The sequence below is a fragment of the Neoroseomonas soli genome (assembly GCF_018129065.1).
GTDB classification, from domain to species: Bacteria; Pseudomonadota; Alphaproteobacteria; order Acetobacterales; family Acetobacteraceae; genus Neoroseomonas; species Neoroseomonas soli.
Window position 1 is genome coordinate 45,721 of sequence record NZ_JAAEDM010000021.1, and the last position, 16,873, is coordinate 62,593.

Genomic DNA, 16,873 nt, shown 5'->3' on the forward strand with positions numbered 1-16,873 from the left:
TGGGTTCGTCGGCGCGCGCGGGCGCCGATCAGTTGTCCAGGAAGGAACGCAGCTTCCGCGACCGCGACGGGTGCTTCAGCTTGCGCAGGGCCTTGGCCTCGATCTGGCGGATGCGCTCGCGCGTGACGTTGAACTGCTGGCCGACCTCTTCCAGCGTGTGGTCGGTGTTCATGCCGATGCCGAAGCGCATGCGGAGAACACGCTCCTCGCGCGGCGTCAGGGACGCCAGCACGCGGGTCGTCGCCTCGCGCAGGTTGGACTGGATCGCGGCGTCGAGCGGGATGACCGCGGCCTTGTCCTCGATGAAGTCGCCGAGGTGGCTGTCCTCCTCGTCGCCGATCGGCGTTTCGAGGGAGATCGGCTCCTTGGCGATCTTCAGGACCTTGCGGACCTTTTCCAGGGGCATGCCGAGCTTTTCGGCGAGTTCCTCGGGCTGCGGCTCGCGGCCGATCTCGTGCAGCATCTGCCGGCTGGTGCGGACCAGCTTGTTGATCGTCTCGATCATGTGGACCGGGATGCGGATGGTCCGCGCCTGGTCGGCGATGGAGCGCGTGATCGCCTGCCGGATCCACCAGGTCGCATAGGTGCTGAACTTGTAGCCGCGGCGGTATTCGAACTTATCCACCGCCTTCATCAGGCCGATATTGCCCTCCTGGATCAGGTCCAGGAACTGCAGGCCGCGGTTCGTGTACTTCTTGGCGATGGAGATCACGAGGCGGAGATTGGCCTCGATCATCTCCTTCTTCGCCTGGGTCATGTCGCGCTCGCCGCGGCTGACCGTGGCGTAGACACGCTTGAACTCCGCGATCGGCAGGCCGGTCAGGTTGGCGACCTCGGCGATGCGGGAGCGGATCGCCTCGACATCGGTGCTGGACTTGGCGACGAAGGCCTTCCAGCCCTTGCCCGGCAGGGCGCCGACGCGCTCGAGCCAGGCGGGGTCCAGTTCAGACCCGCGCCAATGCTGCAGGAACTCCTCGCGCTTGACCTTCTGCGCTTCCGCCAGGCGCAGCACCTGGCCTTCGAGGACCGTCAGCTTGCGGTTCAGGCCCTTGAGCTGGTCGACCAGCTCCTCGATGCGGTTGTTGTGGAGATGGACCTTCTCCACCAGCGAAATCAGCTCGCGGCGCTGCTTCTCGTAGGTCTTCTCGCCGCGCGCGGCGAGTTCCTCGCCGGAGGTGTAGGCCTCCATGCGCTTGGACGAGAGCTTCTGCAGCTTGCCGTAGAGGTTCTCGATCTCGGCGAAGTTCGCCAGGACCTCCGGCTTCAGCTTCTCCTCGAGCGCGGAGAGGGAAAGGCCCATCCCCTCGCCTTCCTCGCCCTCCTCGAATTCCTCCTCGGCGGCTTCGGCCGGGGCGCCGTCCGGGTTGCCGGCGGATTGCGTCGCCTCGAGGTCAATCACGTCGCGCAGCAGCATGCGCGCCGGGCTCGACTTCACCGCCTCGTGCCAGCGCAGGATGGCCTGGAAGGTCATCGGGCTCTCGCAGAGCCCGCCGATCATCATGTCGCGGCCGGCTTCGATGCGCTTGGCGATCGCGATCTCGCCCTCGCGGGAGAGCAGCTCGACGCTGCCCATCTCGCGCAGGTACATGCGGACGGGGTCGTCGGTGCGGCCGAGGCTTTCCTCGTCCACATTGCCGCCGGATTCCTCCTCCTCCTCGCCATCCTTCTTTTCGGCGGGCTTGGCGGCGGCCTCGCCGTCCTCGGTCTCCTCGTTCTCGACCACGTTGATGCCGGCCTCGCTCAGCATCGCCATGGTGTCCTCGATCATCTCGGAGGAAACCTGTTCGGAGGGCAGGGCCGCGTTCAGCTCGTCCACCGTGACGTAGCCGCGCTCCTTGCCGCGGGCGATCAGCTTCTTCACAGCCGCCGACTGGGTGTCCAGCAGCAGGCCTTCGACCTGCTCGTCCCGGGTCTCGACCGTCTCAGCCCCTGCCGCCGCTTTGCTCGCCATGCGTTCTCCGCTCCGTCCAACGCTTTCGGGCATCCGATGGTGGCCGGATGCCCGAGAAAAACTGCCTCTACCCTATGCGGCGTCCCCGGACGCCCCCGCAGCCCCTTCCCCGCGGCGGATGGCGTCGAGCGCCTCCGTCACCAGGATCAACCGGCGCTGTGCCGTCGGATCGTTGGTTTCCGCCAGGATCCTCTGGGCGTCCTGCTGGTCCTCGATCAACTCCGCCTCGCCGCGCAGGCGGAGGAAGAAATGCCAGAAGCCTTCCTCGACCTCCCCGGGCAGGGCCTCGGGCCGTGCCGCGAGCGGCAGGCCGGCGGGCACCAGCGCCCAGGCCACCGCATCTTCCAATCCGCAGTCTGCGAGGTGGGCGATCAGCCCTTCCGAGTCAACCCGTTCCACCCCCCCATGCCATGCGAGAATCGCGGCCCGCAGGTGCGTGGCGGGCCCATCGGGCAGGTCGAGCAGGCCGATTGCCTCCTCCACCTGGGGCAGAAGCCAGGGATGGCGCAGGACGATCGCGAGCAGCATGCGGGCGCGCTCGGCCCGGACCGGGCCTTCGGCGATGGGCGGGCGGGCCGGGCGCCGGACCGCAGGCCGCGCGCCCCCCGGCCCCTTCCGGCCCGAGGCGAAGAAGCGGTCGAGCAGCGCCCGCCGGTATTCGGCCGCGAGCGCCTTGTCGGCGATGGCGCCGGCGGCAGCCGTCAGGCGGTTGCGCAGCGCCGCCCGCTGTTCCGGCGTGGCGGCCGGGTGGCCGCCGACGACCAGGCCATAGAGCGCATCCGACATCGGCCGGGCGGCGTCCAGCACGGCCTGGAAGGCGGTGGGGCCGCCCCTGGCGGTGAGCGTGTCGGGGTCCTCGCCCGCCGGCAGGGTGGCGAAGCGCAGGGTCCGGTCGGTGGTGATCAGGGGCAGCGCCACCTCGGCCGCCCGCGCCGCCGCCCGCGCGCCGGCGGCGTCGCCGTCGAAGCAGAGCACCGGTTCGGGCGACAGGCGCCAGAGCTCCTGCAACTGTTCCGGCGTCAGCGCGGTGCCGAGCGGCGCCACCGCCCCGGTGAAGCCCGCCTGGTGCAGGGCGATGACGTCCATGTAGCCCTCGACGGCGACGACGGTGGCGCCCCGGAAGGCCCCTTCCCGCGCCAGGTCCAGGCCATAGAGGCCGAGCCGCTTGTGGAACAGCGGCGTCTCCGGGCTGTTGACGTATTTCGGCTGGCCGTCGCCCAGGATGCGTCCGCCGAAGGCGATCACCCGCCCGCGCCGGTCGCGGATCGGGAACATGACGCGCGCATAGAAGAAGTCGCGCGGCGGGTCGCCGGCCTCGCCGGGACGGAGCAGGCCGAGTTCGACCAGTTGGCCTTCGGTCACGCCCAGGCCGCGCAAGTCGGCGGCGATCGCCCCGCGCCCCGATGCCGCCCAGCCGAGGGCGAAGTCGCGGATCGTCTCCTCCTTCAGCCCGCGCCGCAGCAGGTAGTCGAGCGCCGGACGGCCTTCGGGCAGGAAGAGGCGGCGATGAAAGGCCTCGGCCGCCGCGGCCATGATGGCGTGCAGGTCGCGGGCGTGGCGTTCGCGCTCGACCTCCCGCGCGCTGGGCTTCGGCACCTCCATCCCGGCCTCGGCGGCGAGGCGCTCCACCGCCTCGGGGAAGGAGGCGCCTTCGCTGCGCATGACGAAGGTGATGGCATCGCCATGCGCGCCGCAGCCGAAGCAGTGGAAATGATCGTCATAGACGTAGAAGGAGGGCGTCTTTTCCCCATGGAAGGGGCAGCAGCCCTTCCAGTTGCGGCCGGACTTGGTCAGCCGCGTCTTGCGGCCGATCAGGCCGGGCAGCGGCGTGCGGACGCGCAGCTCGTCGAGGAAGGCGGGCGGAAGGGCCATGGCGAGCCGTGTCTCATAGCCTCGCCGGCGCCTGCGGCGAAGCGAATTGCGCCGCCGCGCCACGAGAGGTAATCAGCCGGCCTTCCCGCACATGAGGACACACCAATGACCCCGGCCGAACGCGCCGCCGTACAGGCACATCTCCGCCGCCTCTTCGGCAACAACCGCATCGTCGTCGCCGCCCCCGAGCGCAAGGGCGCCAGCGTCGAGCTGCGCGTCGGCGACGAGTTCATCGGCACCATCCACCGCGATGCCGAGGACGGCGAGGTTTCCTACGCCGTGCAGATCGTGGTGCTGTCCGAAGACCTCGAGATGCCGAACTGAACCGTGGCGGGGGAGGAAGTCCTCCCCCGGCCGCGCGTGCCCGCCGCGATCGCGCCGCCGGGGCACGGATGCGAAGGGCTGGCCATCAGGCCAATGCGCCAGCGGGGTCCGGCATTCCGCCTAGTGTCCTGCTCGCGAAGTTCGCTGGATTTCCAGCGAACGAAGCGAACAAGCAGGCCACTGAAAACAACGGCTGCTGGCGTCCGAACGAAGTCCGCAGGATTTCGGAATCGGGACACCAGAGCGGTTTCCGTTCGCCTCGGCTCACGGACACCGCTCCAGGCCTTTGTTCTTGGGAGCATCTTCACCCGATCAGGTGAGTCCACCTGATCGGGATCTGCTCTAGGACCGAAGCCGGGCTTCCAGCGAGTACCTGCCCGGACCCGTCACGTAGAGCAGCAGGAACGCGGCGATGATGCTGATGTTCTTGTAGAAGTTGATCGCGTTCGCATAGCGGTCCGCGCCCTCCATCGTCCAGAACGGGTGGCCGATGATCGCGGTGCCCAGCGTGAACAGCGCGAGCCCGAGCGCGATCGGTCGCGTCCAGACCCCGACGGCAATGGCGAGCGCGCCGAGAAGCTCGACCGCGGTCGCCACCAAGGCGGTGATCGACGGCACGGGGGCGCCGACACGCTCCATATAGGCAATGGTCCCGGAGAAATTCGTCAGCTTGCCCCAGCCGGAGACGGCGAAGAGCAGGACGAGCAGGATGCGGGCCACGAGGATCGCCTCGTCCCTGGCCCTGCCGGGCTCCGACCCCATCATGGCTTGCCTCCCTTGCCCCGGGCGTGACCTCAGTGGATCTTCCTCGGCCGGTCCGGGATGAGGAAGACCGAGGCCAGCGCGAACATCACGAAGGCGAGCAGGCCCAGGACCCAGGGCGTGATGCCGGGACCCGCGGCGACCGCGGCGGCCGGCCGCACATTGGCCGGGTTGCCGGGGTCATAGACCACGACCAGCCGCCGGCCGCGCGGCCATTCCGACGGGTCGGCCGAGACGCCCGAGGTCGCCTCCACCTTCCGCCCCTCCGGCGTGGCGAACTGGAAGACCGGATACCGGGTGGTGCTGCGCCTGCCGCGGACCTCCTCGTAGCGGAGGATCACCGCCTCCGCCCGCTGCCCATGGGTGTCGAGGGCCCAGTAGGCGTCAGCCTGCGACCAGGCATGCCAGGCGAAGAGCACGCCCAGCCCCGCGAAGAACGCCAGGTAGATCCAGCGGGACGTGCGCGACGGCGGCGCGCCCCTGGCATGCCCGCCGCGCCCTGCCGGCGCGGGATGGGGATTTGGGGCAGGAACCGTGACAGCCATGATGCCGCACCCTCCCGCGGGAAGGCGCGGCGGCCGTCCCGCACGGTGAGATTACCGCGCGGACGGGTGCCGAAACAATCGAAACGGTGGCCTCAGCCGCCGAGGCGCGCCTTCACCATCGGACCGGCCTTGGCCATGTCCAGCACCGCGGCGTACTTCGCCTTCAGCGCCGCCATCACCTTGCCCATGTCCTTGATGGACGCGGCGCCGGTCTCGGCCACCGCGGCATCGACGGCGGCCGCCATGGCGGCGTCGTCCATCTGCTGCGGCAGGAAGCTGTCGATGACGGCGATCTCCGCCTCCTCCTTCGCCGCGAGTTCCTCCCGCCCGCCCTGGCGGTAGAGGGTGACGGATTCCGCCCGCGACTTCGCCATGCCGCGCAGCATGGCGACGATGCCGGCATCATCGATGGGCGGGCCCGGACGGGCGGCGATGTCGCTGTCCTTCAGCTTCGCCTGGATCATGCGCAGCGTGGAGACGCGGGCGGAATTGCCGGCGCGCATGGCGGTCTTGAGTTCGTCCGTGAAGCGGTCGCGCAGGGACATGGCAGGGATCCTCGTCTGGTCGGCGCCCATATAGCGCGGGCGGGCGCCTGGGAGGAAATTTCCCACCAATCGGATTCAGCTTGCCGTGGGAAATCGTTTCCCGGCATAAGGTCGCCCATGCGCACCGTGGAAGATATCATCGCCCTGCTCGGAGGCCCCGAGGCGGCGGCGACCCATTGCGGCGTCGGCACCGAGGCGATCCGCAAGTGGCGCCAGGCGAAGGCGATCCCGGCCAAGCACTGGCCCGCCGTGCTGTCCGCCACCGGCCTGGCCCTGTCCGACCTCCCCGGCGCACCCGCCGAAACCATGAAGACGGAGCCCCCCATGGCTGCCTCTGCCGAGACCCCCCCCGAAGGCGCCACCGGCTGCCTGGTGCTGGCCGACGGGACCATCTTCTGGGGCCGAGGCTTCGGCGCCGAGGCCGCCATGGTCGGCGAGGTCTGCTTCAACACCGGCATGACGGGGTATCAGGAAACCCTGACCGACCCGTCCTATGCCGGGCAGATCATCACCTTCACCTTCCCGCACATCGGGAACGTCGGCACCAACAACGAGGACATGGAGGGCGTCACGCCGGCCACGCGCGGCCTGATCGTGAAGCAGGACGTGACCGAGCCGGCCAATTGGCGCGCGACGAAGGACCTGCGGGACTGGCTGGTCTCCCATGGCATCCCGGGCGTGTCGGGGATCGACACGCGCGCGCTGACGGTGCGGATCCGCGACGTGGGCGCGCCGAACGGCGTGATCTGCCACCGCGCCGACGGCCGCTTCGACATCGCCGCGCTCAAGGCGCAGGCCGCCGCCTTCCCGGGGCTGGAGGGGATGGACCTCGCGAAGGAGGTCACCTGCCGCCAGACCTACGCCTGGGACGAGACCGAATGGGTGTGGCCCACGGGCTTCGGCCGGCAGGAAGCGCCGCAGCACAAGGTCGTTGCGGTGGACTACGGCGCGAAGCGCAACATCCTGCGCTGCCTGGCCTCGGCCGGCTGCGAGGTGGTGGTGGTGCCGGCGACGGCGACGGCCGAGGAGATCCTCGCCCACAAGCCGGACGGGGTGTTCCTGTCCAACGGCCCCGGCGACCCGGCGGCGACGGGCGAATACGCCGTCCCGGCCATCCAGGGCGTGCTGGAGACGAGGCTGCCGGTGTTCGGCATCTGCCTCGGGCACCAGTTGCTGTCGCTGGCGCTGGGGGCAAAGACCTACAAGCTCGCGCGCGGGCATCGCGGCGCGAACCAGCCGGTGAAGGACCTCGAGACCGGCAAGGTCGAGATCACCTCCCAGAACCATGGCTTCGCGGTGGACCCGAAGACGCTGCCGGCGAATGCGAAGGTCACGCATGTCTCCCTGTTCGACGGCACCAACGAGGGCGTGGCGGCGACCGACCGCCCGGCCTTCTCCGTGCAGTATCACCCCGAGGCCTCCTCGGGGCCGACGGACAGCCACTACCTCTTCCGCCGTTTCGTGGAGATGATCGAGGCGCACAAGGCCGGCCGCGCCTGAGCCGGCCGGCCGCGCGTCCGACGACCGGAGCGCCGAAGGGCGCGAAGGTCCGGATCGGCCGCGCCCGACAAGAGAGGGGATTACGGCATGTTCGACCTGAAGGGGCGCGTCGCGCTCGTCACCGGCGGCAACGGGGGCATCGGCCTCGGCTTCGCGCGCGGGCTGGCCCGCGCCGGCGCGGCGGTGATGGTGGCCGGGCGCAATCCGGCCAAGAACGCGGCGGCGGTGGCTGAACTGGCCGCGCTCGGAGCGAAGGCCGGCAGCGTCGAGGTGGACGTGACCGAGGAAGCGTCGATCCGCGCCATGGTCGCCACCACGGCCGAGCGGATGGGGCGGCTCGATATCCTGGTGAACAATGCCGGCACCAATATCCGCCGCCGTCCGGAGGAATACCGGATGGAGGACTGGCACACGGTGCTCGCGACCAACCTGACCAGCGCGATGATCGCGAGCCAGGCGGCGCATCCCTTCCTGAAGACGGGCGGCGTGGGGCGGGTGATCAACAACGGGTCGATGCTGTCGATCTTCGGGCTGGCGCCGCATGCGGCGTATGGCGCGTCGAAGGGCGGCGTGGTGCAGTTGACGAAGTCGCTCGCGGTCGCCTGGGCGCAGGACGGGATCACGGTGAACGTGGTGCTGCCGGGCTGGATCGACACCGAGCTGACGAGGAAGGCGCGGCAGGACATGACGACGCTGCACGACGACGTGCTGCGGCGGTCGCCGATCAAGCGCTGGGGCGATCCGCGCGACTTCGAAGGGGTGGCGGCGTTCCTGGCGTCGGACGCGGCGGCGTTCATCACGGGCGTGTCCATCCCGGTGGATGGCGGGTTTTCGGTCCACGGGTGATGCCCAGCGCCGAAACCCTGCTGGTCTTCGCCGCGCTGTCCTTCGGGCTCGCGGTGACGCCCGGGCCGAACATGCTCTACCTCGTCTCGCGCTCGCTGGCGCAGGGGACGGGGGCGGGCATGGTGTCGCTCGTCGGGTGCCAGTTCGGGTCACTGCTGGTGATGCTCTGCGCGGCGGCGGGGATCACGGCGGCGCTGTTCGCCGTGCCCTATGCCTGGGATGCGCTGCGCCTCGGCGGTGCGGCGTATCTCGCCTGGCTGGCGTGGCAATGCCTGCGGCCGGGTGGGCAGCCGATCTTCACGCCGCGGCCGATGCCGAAGGAACCGGCCGCGCGCCTGTTCAGCGTCGGTATGGCGACGGCGGCGCTGAACCCAAAGGTGGCGCTGTTCTACGTGGCGGTGCTGCCGCCCTTCATCGATCCGGCGCTCGGCGACGTCTTCACCCAGGGCGCGATCCTCGGCGCGGTGCAGATCGCGGTCTGCACGATGTTCGACGCGGCGTTGGTCTGGGGCTCGGCGGGCGTGGCACGGTTCCTCGGCGAACGTCCCGGCTGGATGGCGGCGCAACGCTGGATCCTGGGCGGCGCGCTGGCGCTGCTCGCGGTGAAACTCGCGACGGAGAGCCGCGCATGATGGAAGGTGCAGCGGCCCTCTTCGCGCTGGCCTATTCGGGACTGGTGCTCTTCGTGCTGGCGTCCAGCCTGCGCAAGATCTACCCGCCGATGCGCGCGGCGCTGACGGCCTTCGTGCTGTCCGTCGTGGTGCATGGCGCGTCCACCCTGATGGCAGGCGAGCACGCAACGCTGGCGCTCGCCTTCTGGGGCATCCCGCACCTGATCCTGCTGCCGCTGCTGCTCTGGAGCGCGCGGCAGCAATCCCGGGTGCGGCCGTGATGTACGGGCTCGATGCGCTCGCGCATGGCGCGGCGGCGGCGCTGGCCGCCGTGCTGCCCGCGGTCTTCCTGTTCTGGCGGCTGACGGCGCTGCTCGCTTCCGGGCATCGCGCGCTGCGGCCCTTCGTCACCTGCTGCGCCGCCTACGGCGCCATGGCCGCAGCCGGTGGAATCTGGGCGCTCGGCTTCGAACGCCCCGGCTACGCCGACGAGGCGATCGGCGGCGCGCTGATCGCCGGCGCGGGTTTCGCCGTGCTCGCCTTCCTCATCCTTCTTCTCTTCCCGCGGAAAGCCTGACCCCCATGCCGAAGCGCACCGACATCAAGTCCATCCTCATCATCGGCGCCGGCCCGATCGTCATCGGCCAGGCCTGCGAGTTCGACTATTCCGGCGCCCAGGCCTGCAAGGCGCTGCGCGCCGAGGGCTACCGCGTCATCCTGGTGAATTCCAACCCGGCGACGATCATGACCGATCCGGGCCTGGCGGATGCGACCTATATCGAACCGATCACGCCCGAGATCGTCGAGAAGATCATCGCCAAGGAACGCCCCGACGCGCTCCTGCCGACCATGGGCGGGCAGACGGCGCTCAACACCTCGCTGAAGCTGGCCGAGGCGGGCGTTCTCGCGAAGTACGGCTGCGAGCTGATCGGCGCCAAGGCCGAGGTCATCGACAAGGCCGAGGACCGGCAGAAGTTCCGCGACGCGATGTCGAAGATCGGCATCGAAAGCCCGAAGTCGACCATCGCGCACACGATGGACGAGGCGCGCGAGGGGCTGAAGGTCGTCGGCCTGCCCTGCGTCATCCGGCCTTCCTTCACGCTCGGCGGCACGGGCGGCGGCATCGCCTACAACAAGGAGGAGTTCGAGCAGATCGTCTCCGCCGGGTTGTCGGCCTCGATGACCAGCGAAGTGCTGATCGAGGAGAGCGTCCTCGGCTGGAAGGAGTTCGAGATGGAGGTGGTCCGCGACAAGGCGGACAACTGCATCATCATCTGCTCCATCGAGAATCTCGACGCGATGGGCGTGCATACGGGCGATTCCGTCACCATCGCGCCCGCGCTGACGCTGACCGACAAGGAATACCAGCGCATGCGCGATGCAAGCATCGCCTGCCTGCGCGAGATCGGCGTCGATACCGGCGGGTCGAACGTGCAGTTCGGCATCAATCCCGCCGATGGCCGCATGGTCATCATCGAGATGAACCCGCGCGTGTCGCGGTCTTCCGCGCTCGCGTCGAAGGCGACGGGCTTCCCGATCGCCAAGGTCGCGGCGAAGCTCGCCGTCGGCTACACGCTCGATGAGCTGCAGAACGACATCACCATGGTCACGCCGGCCTCCTTCGAGCCGACGATCGACTACGTGGTGGTGAAGATCCCGCGCTTCACCTTCGAGAAGTTCCCCGGCACGCCGGCGACGCTGACGACCTCGATGAAGTCGGTCGGCGAGACCATGGCGATCGGCCGCTCCTTCGCCGAAGCCCTGCAGAAGGGCTTGCGCGGGCTGGAGACGGGGCTTACGGGCCTCGATGACGTGCCGGCACCCGGCGACGGCTCGGCGCTGGCCTTCCACGCCGCGCTGGCGACGGCCAAGCCCGACCGCGTGGTGATGGCCGCGCAGGCGATGCGGGCGGGCGTGTCGCTCGAGGAGATCCACGAAGCGTCGAAGTTCGACCCGTGGTTCCTGCGCGAGATCGAGAAGATCGTCCACGCCGAGAACGAGGTCCGCGCGAAGGGCCTGCCGCAGACCGCGACGGCGCTGCGCACGCTCAAGGCGCTCGGCTTCTCCGACAAGCGGCTCGCCGTGCTGGCGGGCGTGAAGGAAACGGAGGTCGAAGCACTGCGTGGCAGGCTCGGCGTTCAGCCGGTCTACAAGCGCATCGACACCTGCGCGGCGGAGTTCGCCTCCGAAACGCCCTACATGTACTCGACCTATGAGGGCGGCTTCGGCACGCCAGTCTGCGAATCCCGCCCGACCGCGCGCAAGAAGGTCATCATCCTCGGCGGCGGCCCGAACCGCATCGGCCAGGGCATCGAGTTCGACTATTGCTGCGTCCATGCCTGCTACGCGCTGCGCGACGCGGGCTTCGAGACCATCATGGTCAACTGCAACCCGGAGACGGTCAGCACCGACTACGACACCTCCGACCGCCTGTATTTCGAGCCGCTGACCGCCGAGGACGTGATCGCCCTGATCCGCAAGGAACAGGAATCCGGCGAGGTGCTCGGCTGCATCGTGCAGTATGGCGGGCAGACGCCGCTGAAGCTTTCCCAGGCGCTGCACGAGGTCGGCATCCCGATCCTCGGCACCAGCGCGGAGGCGATCGACATCGCCGAGGACCGCGAGCGCTTCCAGCAACTGCTGAAGGGCCTCGGCCTCAAGCAGCCGCAGAACGGCACCGCGCGCACGCTGGACGAAGCCGTGCGCGAGGCGAACCGCATCGGCTATCCGGTGGTGGTGCGCCCGTCCTACGTGCTCGGCGGCCGCGCGATGGAGATCGCGCACAATGACGAGCAGCTCCGCCGCTTCGGCGCCGAGGCCGTGAAGGTTTCCGGCGAGAACCCGATCCTCATCGACCAGTACCTGCAGGACGCGATCGAGGTGGACGTGGACTGCATCTGCGACGCCGAGGGCCAGGTCTATGTCGCCGGCGTGATGGAGCACATCGAGGAAGCCGGCATCCATTCCGGCGATTCCGCCTGCTCGCTGCCGCCCTACTCGCTGCCGCCGGCCATCGTCACGGAACTCAAGGCCGAGACGGAAGCCATGGCCCGCGCGCTCAAGGTGCAGGGCCTGATGAACGTGCAGTACGCGGTGAAGGACGGCGACATCTACGTGCTGGAGGTGAACCCGCGCGCATCGCGCACCGTGCCCTTCGTCGCCAAGGCGACGGGCGTGCCGGTGGCGAAGATCGGCGCGCGCGTCATGGCCGGCGCGCGCCTGTCCGAGTTCCGGCTCGATGACGACGCCGTCTCGCGCCACGTCGCGGTCAAGGAAGCGGTCTTCCCCTTCAACCGCTTCCCGAATGTGGACGTGATCCTCGGGCCGGAGATGAAGTCCACCGGCGAGGTGATGGGCCTCGACCACTCCTTCGAGCGCGCCTTCCTCAAGTCCCAGCTCGGTGCGGGGGTGAAGCTGCCGGAATCCGGCACGGCCTTCATCTCGGTGAAGGACAGCGACAAGGGCGCAGCCGTCATGCTGGCCCGGCGGCTGTCGGATATGGGCTTCTCGATCCTCGCCACCCGCGGCACCGCGGTGCGCATCCGCGAGGCCGGGCTCGACTGCCAGGTCGTCAACAAGGTGCTCGAAGGCCGCCCGCATTGCGTGGACGCCATGAAGTCCGGCGACATCCAGCTGGTGATCAACACCACCGGCGGCGGGCAGTCGGTGGCGGACAGCTTCGACATCCGCCGCAGCGCCCTGACCCACGGCATTCCGCACTACACGACGGCGGCGGGTGCCCGCGCGGCGGTCCACGCGATCGCGGCCCTGAAGGCCGGAACCCTTGATGTGGCGCCCCTACAGGCTTATTTTGCTACGTCGTTCTGACCGCATGGGGGCCGTTTCCGGCCCCCGTGGCGTCTTTCCCCCACCGACCGCCAGGCCTGGCTGAACCGGACCGAGGGCCGGCGGGGGGCGCCATATCTGGGAAGGGTTCGCCGTGCAGAAGTTCCCGATGACCGCCGAGGGCCTCGCGCGTCTGGAGGAGGAGCTGAAGGCCCTGAAGGGCGAGGAGCGTCCGGCGATCATCCGGGCGATCGCCGAGGCACGCGAGCATGGCGACCTCTCCGAGAACGCGGAATACCACGCCGCGCGCGAGCGCCAGTCCTTCATCGAGGGCCGCATCGCGGAACTCGAGGGCATCATCCCCTCGGTCGATGTGATCGATGTCGCGCGCCTCACCGGCGACAAGGTCCTGTTCGGCGCCAAGGTCACGATCGTCGACGAGGAGAGCGACGACGAGAAGACCTACCGCATCGTCGGCCAGTATGAGGCGGACATGAAGAACGGGTCGATCTCCGTCACCTCCCCGCTCGCCAAGGCGCTGATGGGCAAGACGGTCGGCGATTCGGTCGAGGTGCCGGCACCTGGCGGCGCCCGTTCGGTCGAGATAACCGCCGTCCGCTTCGCCTGACCACGGGCGCGTCCGCACTCGCTTCCTGACGCGCCCGCCATCCGCGGGCGCACGCTGCGCGTTTCCACCACCACGAGGAAAACGATGTCTCCCGTGAATTCGATCCGCGGCCTCGCCGCGGCTGCCGAGGCACCTGTCGCGCCGGGCGTCACGCTCGCCGACATCCGGGCCGCGGCGGAGCGAATTCGCGGCGCCATCCTGCGCACGCCCACCATCGAGAACCCGGCCGTCAGCCGCGAGGCGGGCACGCGCGTCTTCCTCAAGCTCGACAACCTCCAGCCCACCGGCGCCTTCAAGGAACGCGGCGCGGCCAACCGCCTCGCGCTGCTGACGGCGCGGGAACGCGCGGCCGGCGTCATCGCCATGTCCGCCGGCAACCACGCGCAGGCGGTGGCGCGCCACGCGCAGCTCGCCGGCGTCGCAGCGACCATCGTGATGCCGAAATTCACGCCGGCGACGAAGGTGGTGCGCACCGAATCCTGGGGCGCGCGCGTCGTGCTGCACGGGGAGACGCTGGCCGAGGCCGCCGCCCACGCGCACGACCTCGCGCTCCGGGAAGGCCTGGTCTTCGTCCACCCCTACGACGACCCCGGCGTGATCGCCGGCCAGGGCACCATGGTGCTCGAGATGATCGAGGACGCGCCGCAGATCGAGGCGCTGGTCATCCCCATCGGCGGCGGCGGCCTGTGTTCCGGCGTCGCCGCCGCGATGGCGGAACTGCGCCCGGGCATGCCGGTCTTCGGCGTCGAGGTCGAGGGCTACCCCGCCATGGCGCAGCGCCTCGCCGGCCAGCCGGTGCGCGTCGGCGGGCCGACCATCGCCGAGGGCATCGCCGTGCGCGACGTGGGTGAGACCCCGCTCGCCATCCTCCGCCGCCTCGGCGTGGAGGTGCTGCTGGTGCCCGAGCGCGCGGTCGAGCACGCGATCGCGCTGCTGGCCGAAGGCGCCAAGGTGGTCGCCGAAGGCGCCGGCGCCACCGGGCTCGCGGCGGTGCTCACCTACCCCGAGCGCTTCGCAGGACGCAGCGTCGGCACCACCGTCTGCGGCGGCAACATCGATCCGCGCATCCTCGCCAACGTGCTGTTGCGCAACCTGCTGCGCGACGGGCGCATCCTGCGCGTGCACCTCGACATCCCGGACCGGCCGGGCGTGCTGGCGGACATCGCCACGCGCGTCGCGGCAGCGGGCGGGAACGTGATCGAGGTCAGCCACCAGCGGTTGTTCGCGGCGCCGTCGGTGCAGAGCGCGGAACTCGAACTGATGATCGAAGTGCGCGACGCGGCGCAGGGGAATGCGATCATCGCCGCGCTCGAAGCGGCGGATTACGTCGTCAGGCGGGGCTGAGCAGGCAGCGCGGGGGAGGAGAACCTCCCCCGCTCCCCCTCCCTTTCTTGTCTGTCATCAAGGCGCGCCCGGCACGAAAGGGCGCGCCCATCCTGCGTCACTCCACGCGGGCGCCGGAGGCGCGGATCAGCGGGGCGAAGCGCGCCTCGTTGTCGCGGCGGAAATCGGCGAGGCCCTCCGGCGTCGTCCACCAGACGGCGGCGCCGTTCTCCTCGAAGCGGCGACGCACATCGGGGCTCTCCATCGCCTGGCGGCCGAGTTCCGCGATGCGCGCGACGATGGCAGGCGGGATACCCGCCGGGCCGCAGACGCCGCCCCAGGAGGTGATCTCGAAGCCCGGCAGGAATTCCGCCATCGTCGGGATCTCCGGCGCCTGGGGGCTGCGCTCGGCGCCGGTGACGGCGAGCGCGCGCATCTTGCCGTCCCGGTGGTGGGCCAGCGCCTGCGGGATGTTGTCGAACATCATGTGCACGCGGCCCGCCAGCAGGTCGACATTGGCCGGCGCGCCACCGCGATAGGGCACGTGCAGGATGTCGATGCCGGCCAGTTGCTTGAACATCTCCCCCGAGAGATGGACCGTGGTGCCCGACCCCGAACTCGCGAAGGAATAGCGGCCCGGGTTGCGCCGGCAGAGCTCGATCAGTTCCGGCACCGTGCGCGCCGGCACGTCGTTGTTGACGACGAGCATGTTCGGCAGTTGCCACAGGCCGCAGATGTAGGCGAGGTCCTTGTTCACGTCGAAGGGCAGCCGCGCGTAAAGCGTCGGCGAGATCGCCAGCGGCGCCACCGAGGCGAGGCCGATCGTCGTCCCGTCCGCGGGCGAGCGCGCGATCGCCTCGGTGCCGACATTGCCGCCCGAGCCGCTGCGGTTCTCGACCACGAAGGAATGGCCCGTGATCTCGCCCATCTTGGCGCACCAGATGCGGGACAGGATGTCGGTGCCCCCGCCCGGCGGAAAGATCCCGATGAAGCGGACGGATGCCGCCGGCCAGGCGGCGCCTGGCTGGCCGAGCGCCGGTGCCGCCACCGCGGCCGCCGATGCCGCGAGCAGGCCCCGCCGGCCGATGACGCGCGCCGGCGCGGCGCCGCGAAGTGCCTTCCTGGTCATGTCCTGCCTCCCTGCCGGCTCTGCGGCCGATGCCGCAACCGAAGCGGCGGAGCGGGGGTGGCGTCAAGCACGCTGCGCACCCTATTCCACGATCGCGCCCGAGGCCCGGATCAGCGGCGCGAAGCGCGCCTCGTTGTCGCGACGGAAATCGGCCAGGCCCTCCGGCGTCGTCCACCAGACGGTCGCGCCGCCTTCCTCGTAGCGGCGGCGGACCTCGGTGGATTCGACCGCCTGGCGGCCGAGTTCCGCGATGCGCAGGACGATGGCCGGCGGGATGCCGGCGGGACCGCAGACGCCGCCCCAGGAGTTGATCTCGTAGCCGGGCAGGAATTCCGCCATCGCCGGCACTTCCGGCGCCTGCGGGCTGCGCGTGGCGCCCGTGGCGGCGAGCGCGCGCACCTTCCCCTCGTGGTAGAGCCGGCTCGCCTCCGGGAAGTTGCCGAAGATCATGTCCACCCGGCCGCCCAGCAGGTCGGTGTAGGCCGGCCCGCCGCCGCGATAGGGCACGTGCAGGATGTTCACGCCGGCCATCTGCTTGAACATCTCGCCGGCGATGTGCAGCGTCGTGCCGGCGCCGGAACTCGCGAAGGTGTAGCGGCCGGGCTCCGCGCGGCAGAGGGCGATCAGTTCGGCGATGTCCCGCGCCGGGATCTCCGGCCGCACGATCAGCAGGTTCGGCAACTGCCAGAGCCCGCAGATGTAGGAGAAGTCCCGGGCCACGTCGAAGGGCAGCCGGCGGTACAGTGTCGGGGAGATGGCGAGCGAGGAGACGGAGGCGAGCCCGATCGTGGTGCCGTCCGGCCAGGCGCGGGCGATCGCCTCGGTCCCGACATTCCCGCCCGAGCCACCGCGGTTGTCCAGCACGAAGGAGTGGCCGGTGATCTCGGTCATGCGCTGGCACCAGATCCGGCTGAGCAGGTCGGTGGAGCCGCCCGGCGGGAAGATGCAGACGAAGCGGATGGGGCCGGTGGGCCAGGAAGCCTGGGCGCGCGCCCGCGGCGCCAGCAGCGGCGCGGCGGCGAGCGCGAGGGCGGCACGACGGCCGCGCAGG

16 protein-coding genes are annotated in these 16,873 nt (G+C 70.1%); 9 read left to right on the top strand and 7 right to left on the bottom strand.

What is annotated here, in order from left to right; genetic code table 11:
* Positions 1-28 precede the first annotated feature (28 nt).
* On the bottom strand, positions 29-1,951 hold the full coding sequence (gene rpoD / locus GXW76_RS10350) for an RNA polymerase sigma factor RpoD (protein WP_211861934.1): 1,923 nt from the start codon (positions 1,949-1,951) through the stop codon (positions 29-31).
* 72 nt (positions 1,952-2,023) lie between these two features.
* The gene (gene dnaG / locus GXW76_RS10355) at positions 2,024-3,823 is read right to left on the bottom strand and encodes a DNA primase (RefSeq protein ID WP_211861935.1); all 1,800 of its coding nucleotides are present in this window, start codon (positions 3,821-3,823) and stop codon (positions 2,024-2,026) included.
* A 105-nt stretch (positions 3,824-3,928) separates the two neighbouring features.
* Here dnaG and GXW76_RS10360 point away from each other — a divergent pair, with 105 nt between their 5' ends.
* Positions 3,929-4,147 (top strand): DUF3126 family protein, encoded by a 219-nt coding sequence (locus GXW76_RS10360; RefSeq protein ID WP_211861936.1) that lies wholly within the window; start codon positions 3,929-3,931, stop codon positions 4,145-4,147.
* A 342-nt stretch (positions 4,148-4,489) separates the two neighbouring features.
* Here GXW76_RS10360 and GXW76_RS10365 read toward each other — a convergent pair whose 3' ends face one another.
* The 3 genes from GXW76_RS10365 to GXW76_RS10375 all read right to left on the bottom strand — a co-directional run bounded on the left by GXW76_RS10365 (position 4,490) and on the right by GXW76_RS10375 (position 5,999).
* Positions 4,490-4,912, bottom strand: a complete 423-nt coding sequence (locus GXW76_RS10365) for a DoxX family protein (protein ID WP_246514086.1) — start codon at positions 4,910-4,912, stop codon at positions 4,490-4,492.
* A 29-nt stretch (positions 4,913-4,941) separates the two neighbouring features.
* On the bottom strand, positions 4,942-5,454 hold the full coding sequence (locus tag GXW76_RS10370; protein ID WP_211861937.1) for a DUF3592 domain-containing protein: 513 nt from the start codon (positions 5,452-5,454) through the stop codon (positions 4,942-4,944).
* Positions 5,455-5,546: 92 nt separating this feature from the next.
* Positions 5,547-5,999, bottom strand: a complete 453-nt coding sequence (locus GXW76_RS10375) for a GatB/YqeY domain-containing protein (RefSeq protein ID WP_211861938.1) — start codon at positions 5,997-5,999, stop codon at positions 5,547-5,549.
* Positions 6,000-6,116: 117 nt separating this feature from the next.
* On the opposite strand from GXW76_RS10375, the gene carA reads away from it, so the two are divergent.
* From carA to GXW76_RS10415, 8 genes are all read left to right on the top strand, one after another.
* Positions 6,117-7,499, top strand: coding sequence for a glutamine-hydrolyzing carbamoyl-phosphate synthase small subunit (gene carA, locus GXW76_RS10380; protein ID WP_211861939.1), 1,383 nt, complete (start codon positions 6,117-6,119; stop codon positions 7,497-7,499).
* An 87-nt stretch (positions 7,500-7,586) separates the two neighbouring features.
* The gene (locus GXW76_RS10385; protein ID WP_211861940.1) at positions 7,587-8,345 is read left to right on the top strand and encodes an SDR family NAD(P)-dependent oxidoreductase; all 759 of its coding nucleotides are present in this window, start codon (positions 7,587-7,589) and stop codon (positions 8,343-8,345) included.
* Complete coding sequence (locus GXW76_RS10390; RefSeq protein ID WP_211861941.1) at positions 8,345-8,977, top strand: LysE family translocator; 633 nt, start codon at positions 8,345-8,347, stop codon at positions 8,975-8,977. Before GXW76_RS10385 ends, GXW76_RS10390 begins: the two co-directional genes overlap by 1 nt.
* On the top strand, positions 8,974-9,237 hold the full coding sequence (locus GXW76_RS10395) for a hypothetical protein (RefSeq protein WP_211861942.1): 264 nt from the start codon (positions 8,974-8,976) through the stop codon (positions 9,235-9,237). Before GXW76_RS10390 ends, GXW76_RS10395 begins: the two co-directional genes overlap by 4 nt.
* The gene (locus GXW76_RS10400) at positions 9,237-9,533 is read left to right on the top strand and encodes a hypothetical protein (RefSeq protein ID WP_211861943.1); all 297 of its coding nucleotides are present in this window, start codon (positions 9,237-9,239) and stop codon (positions 9,531-9,533) included. The genes GXW76_RS10395 and GXW76_RS10400 overlap by 1 nt, the downstream gene beginning before the upstream one ends.
* Positions 9,534-9,538: 5 nt before the next feature.
* Complete coding sequence (gene carB, locus GXW76_RS10405) at positions 9,539-12,784, top strand: carbamoyl-phosphate synthase large subunit (protein WP_211861944.1); 3,246 nt, start codon at positions 9,539-9,541, stop codon at positions 12,782-12,784.
* A 112-nt stretch (positions 12,785-12,896) separates the two neighbouring features.
* A complete protein-coding gene (greA, locus tag GXW76_RS10410) occupies positions 12,897-13,370 on the top strand; it encodes a transcription elongation factor GreA (protein ID WP_211861945.1) in 474 nt (157 codons plus the stop codon).
* A 93-nt stretch (positions 13,371-13,463) separates the two neighbouring features.
* A complete protein-coding gene (locus GXW76_RS10415; protein WP_338150933.1) occupies positions 13,464-14,714 on the top strand; it encodes a threonine ammonia-lyase in 1,251 nt (416 codons plus the stop codon).
* A 97-nt stretch (positions 14,715-14,811) separates the two neighbouring features.
* Here the strand turns inward: GXW76_RS10415 and GXW76_RS10420 are convergent, their stop codons facing one another.
* Positions 14,812-15,822, bottom strand: a complete 1,011-nt coding sequence (locus tag GXW76_RS10420; protein WP_211861947.1) for a Bug family tripartite tricarboxylate transporter substrate binding protein — start codon at positions 15,820-15,822, stop codon at positions 14,812-14,814.
* Between the two features lie 81 nt (positions 15,823-15,903).
* Positions 15,904-16,873: Bug family tripartite tricarboxylate transporter substrate binding protein (locus tag GXW76_RS10425; RefSeq protein WP_211861948.1), on the bottom strand; the 970-nt coding region annotated here is incomplete at its 5' end.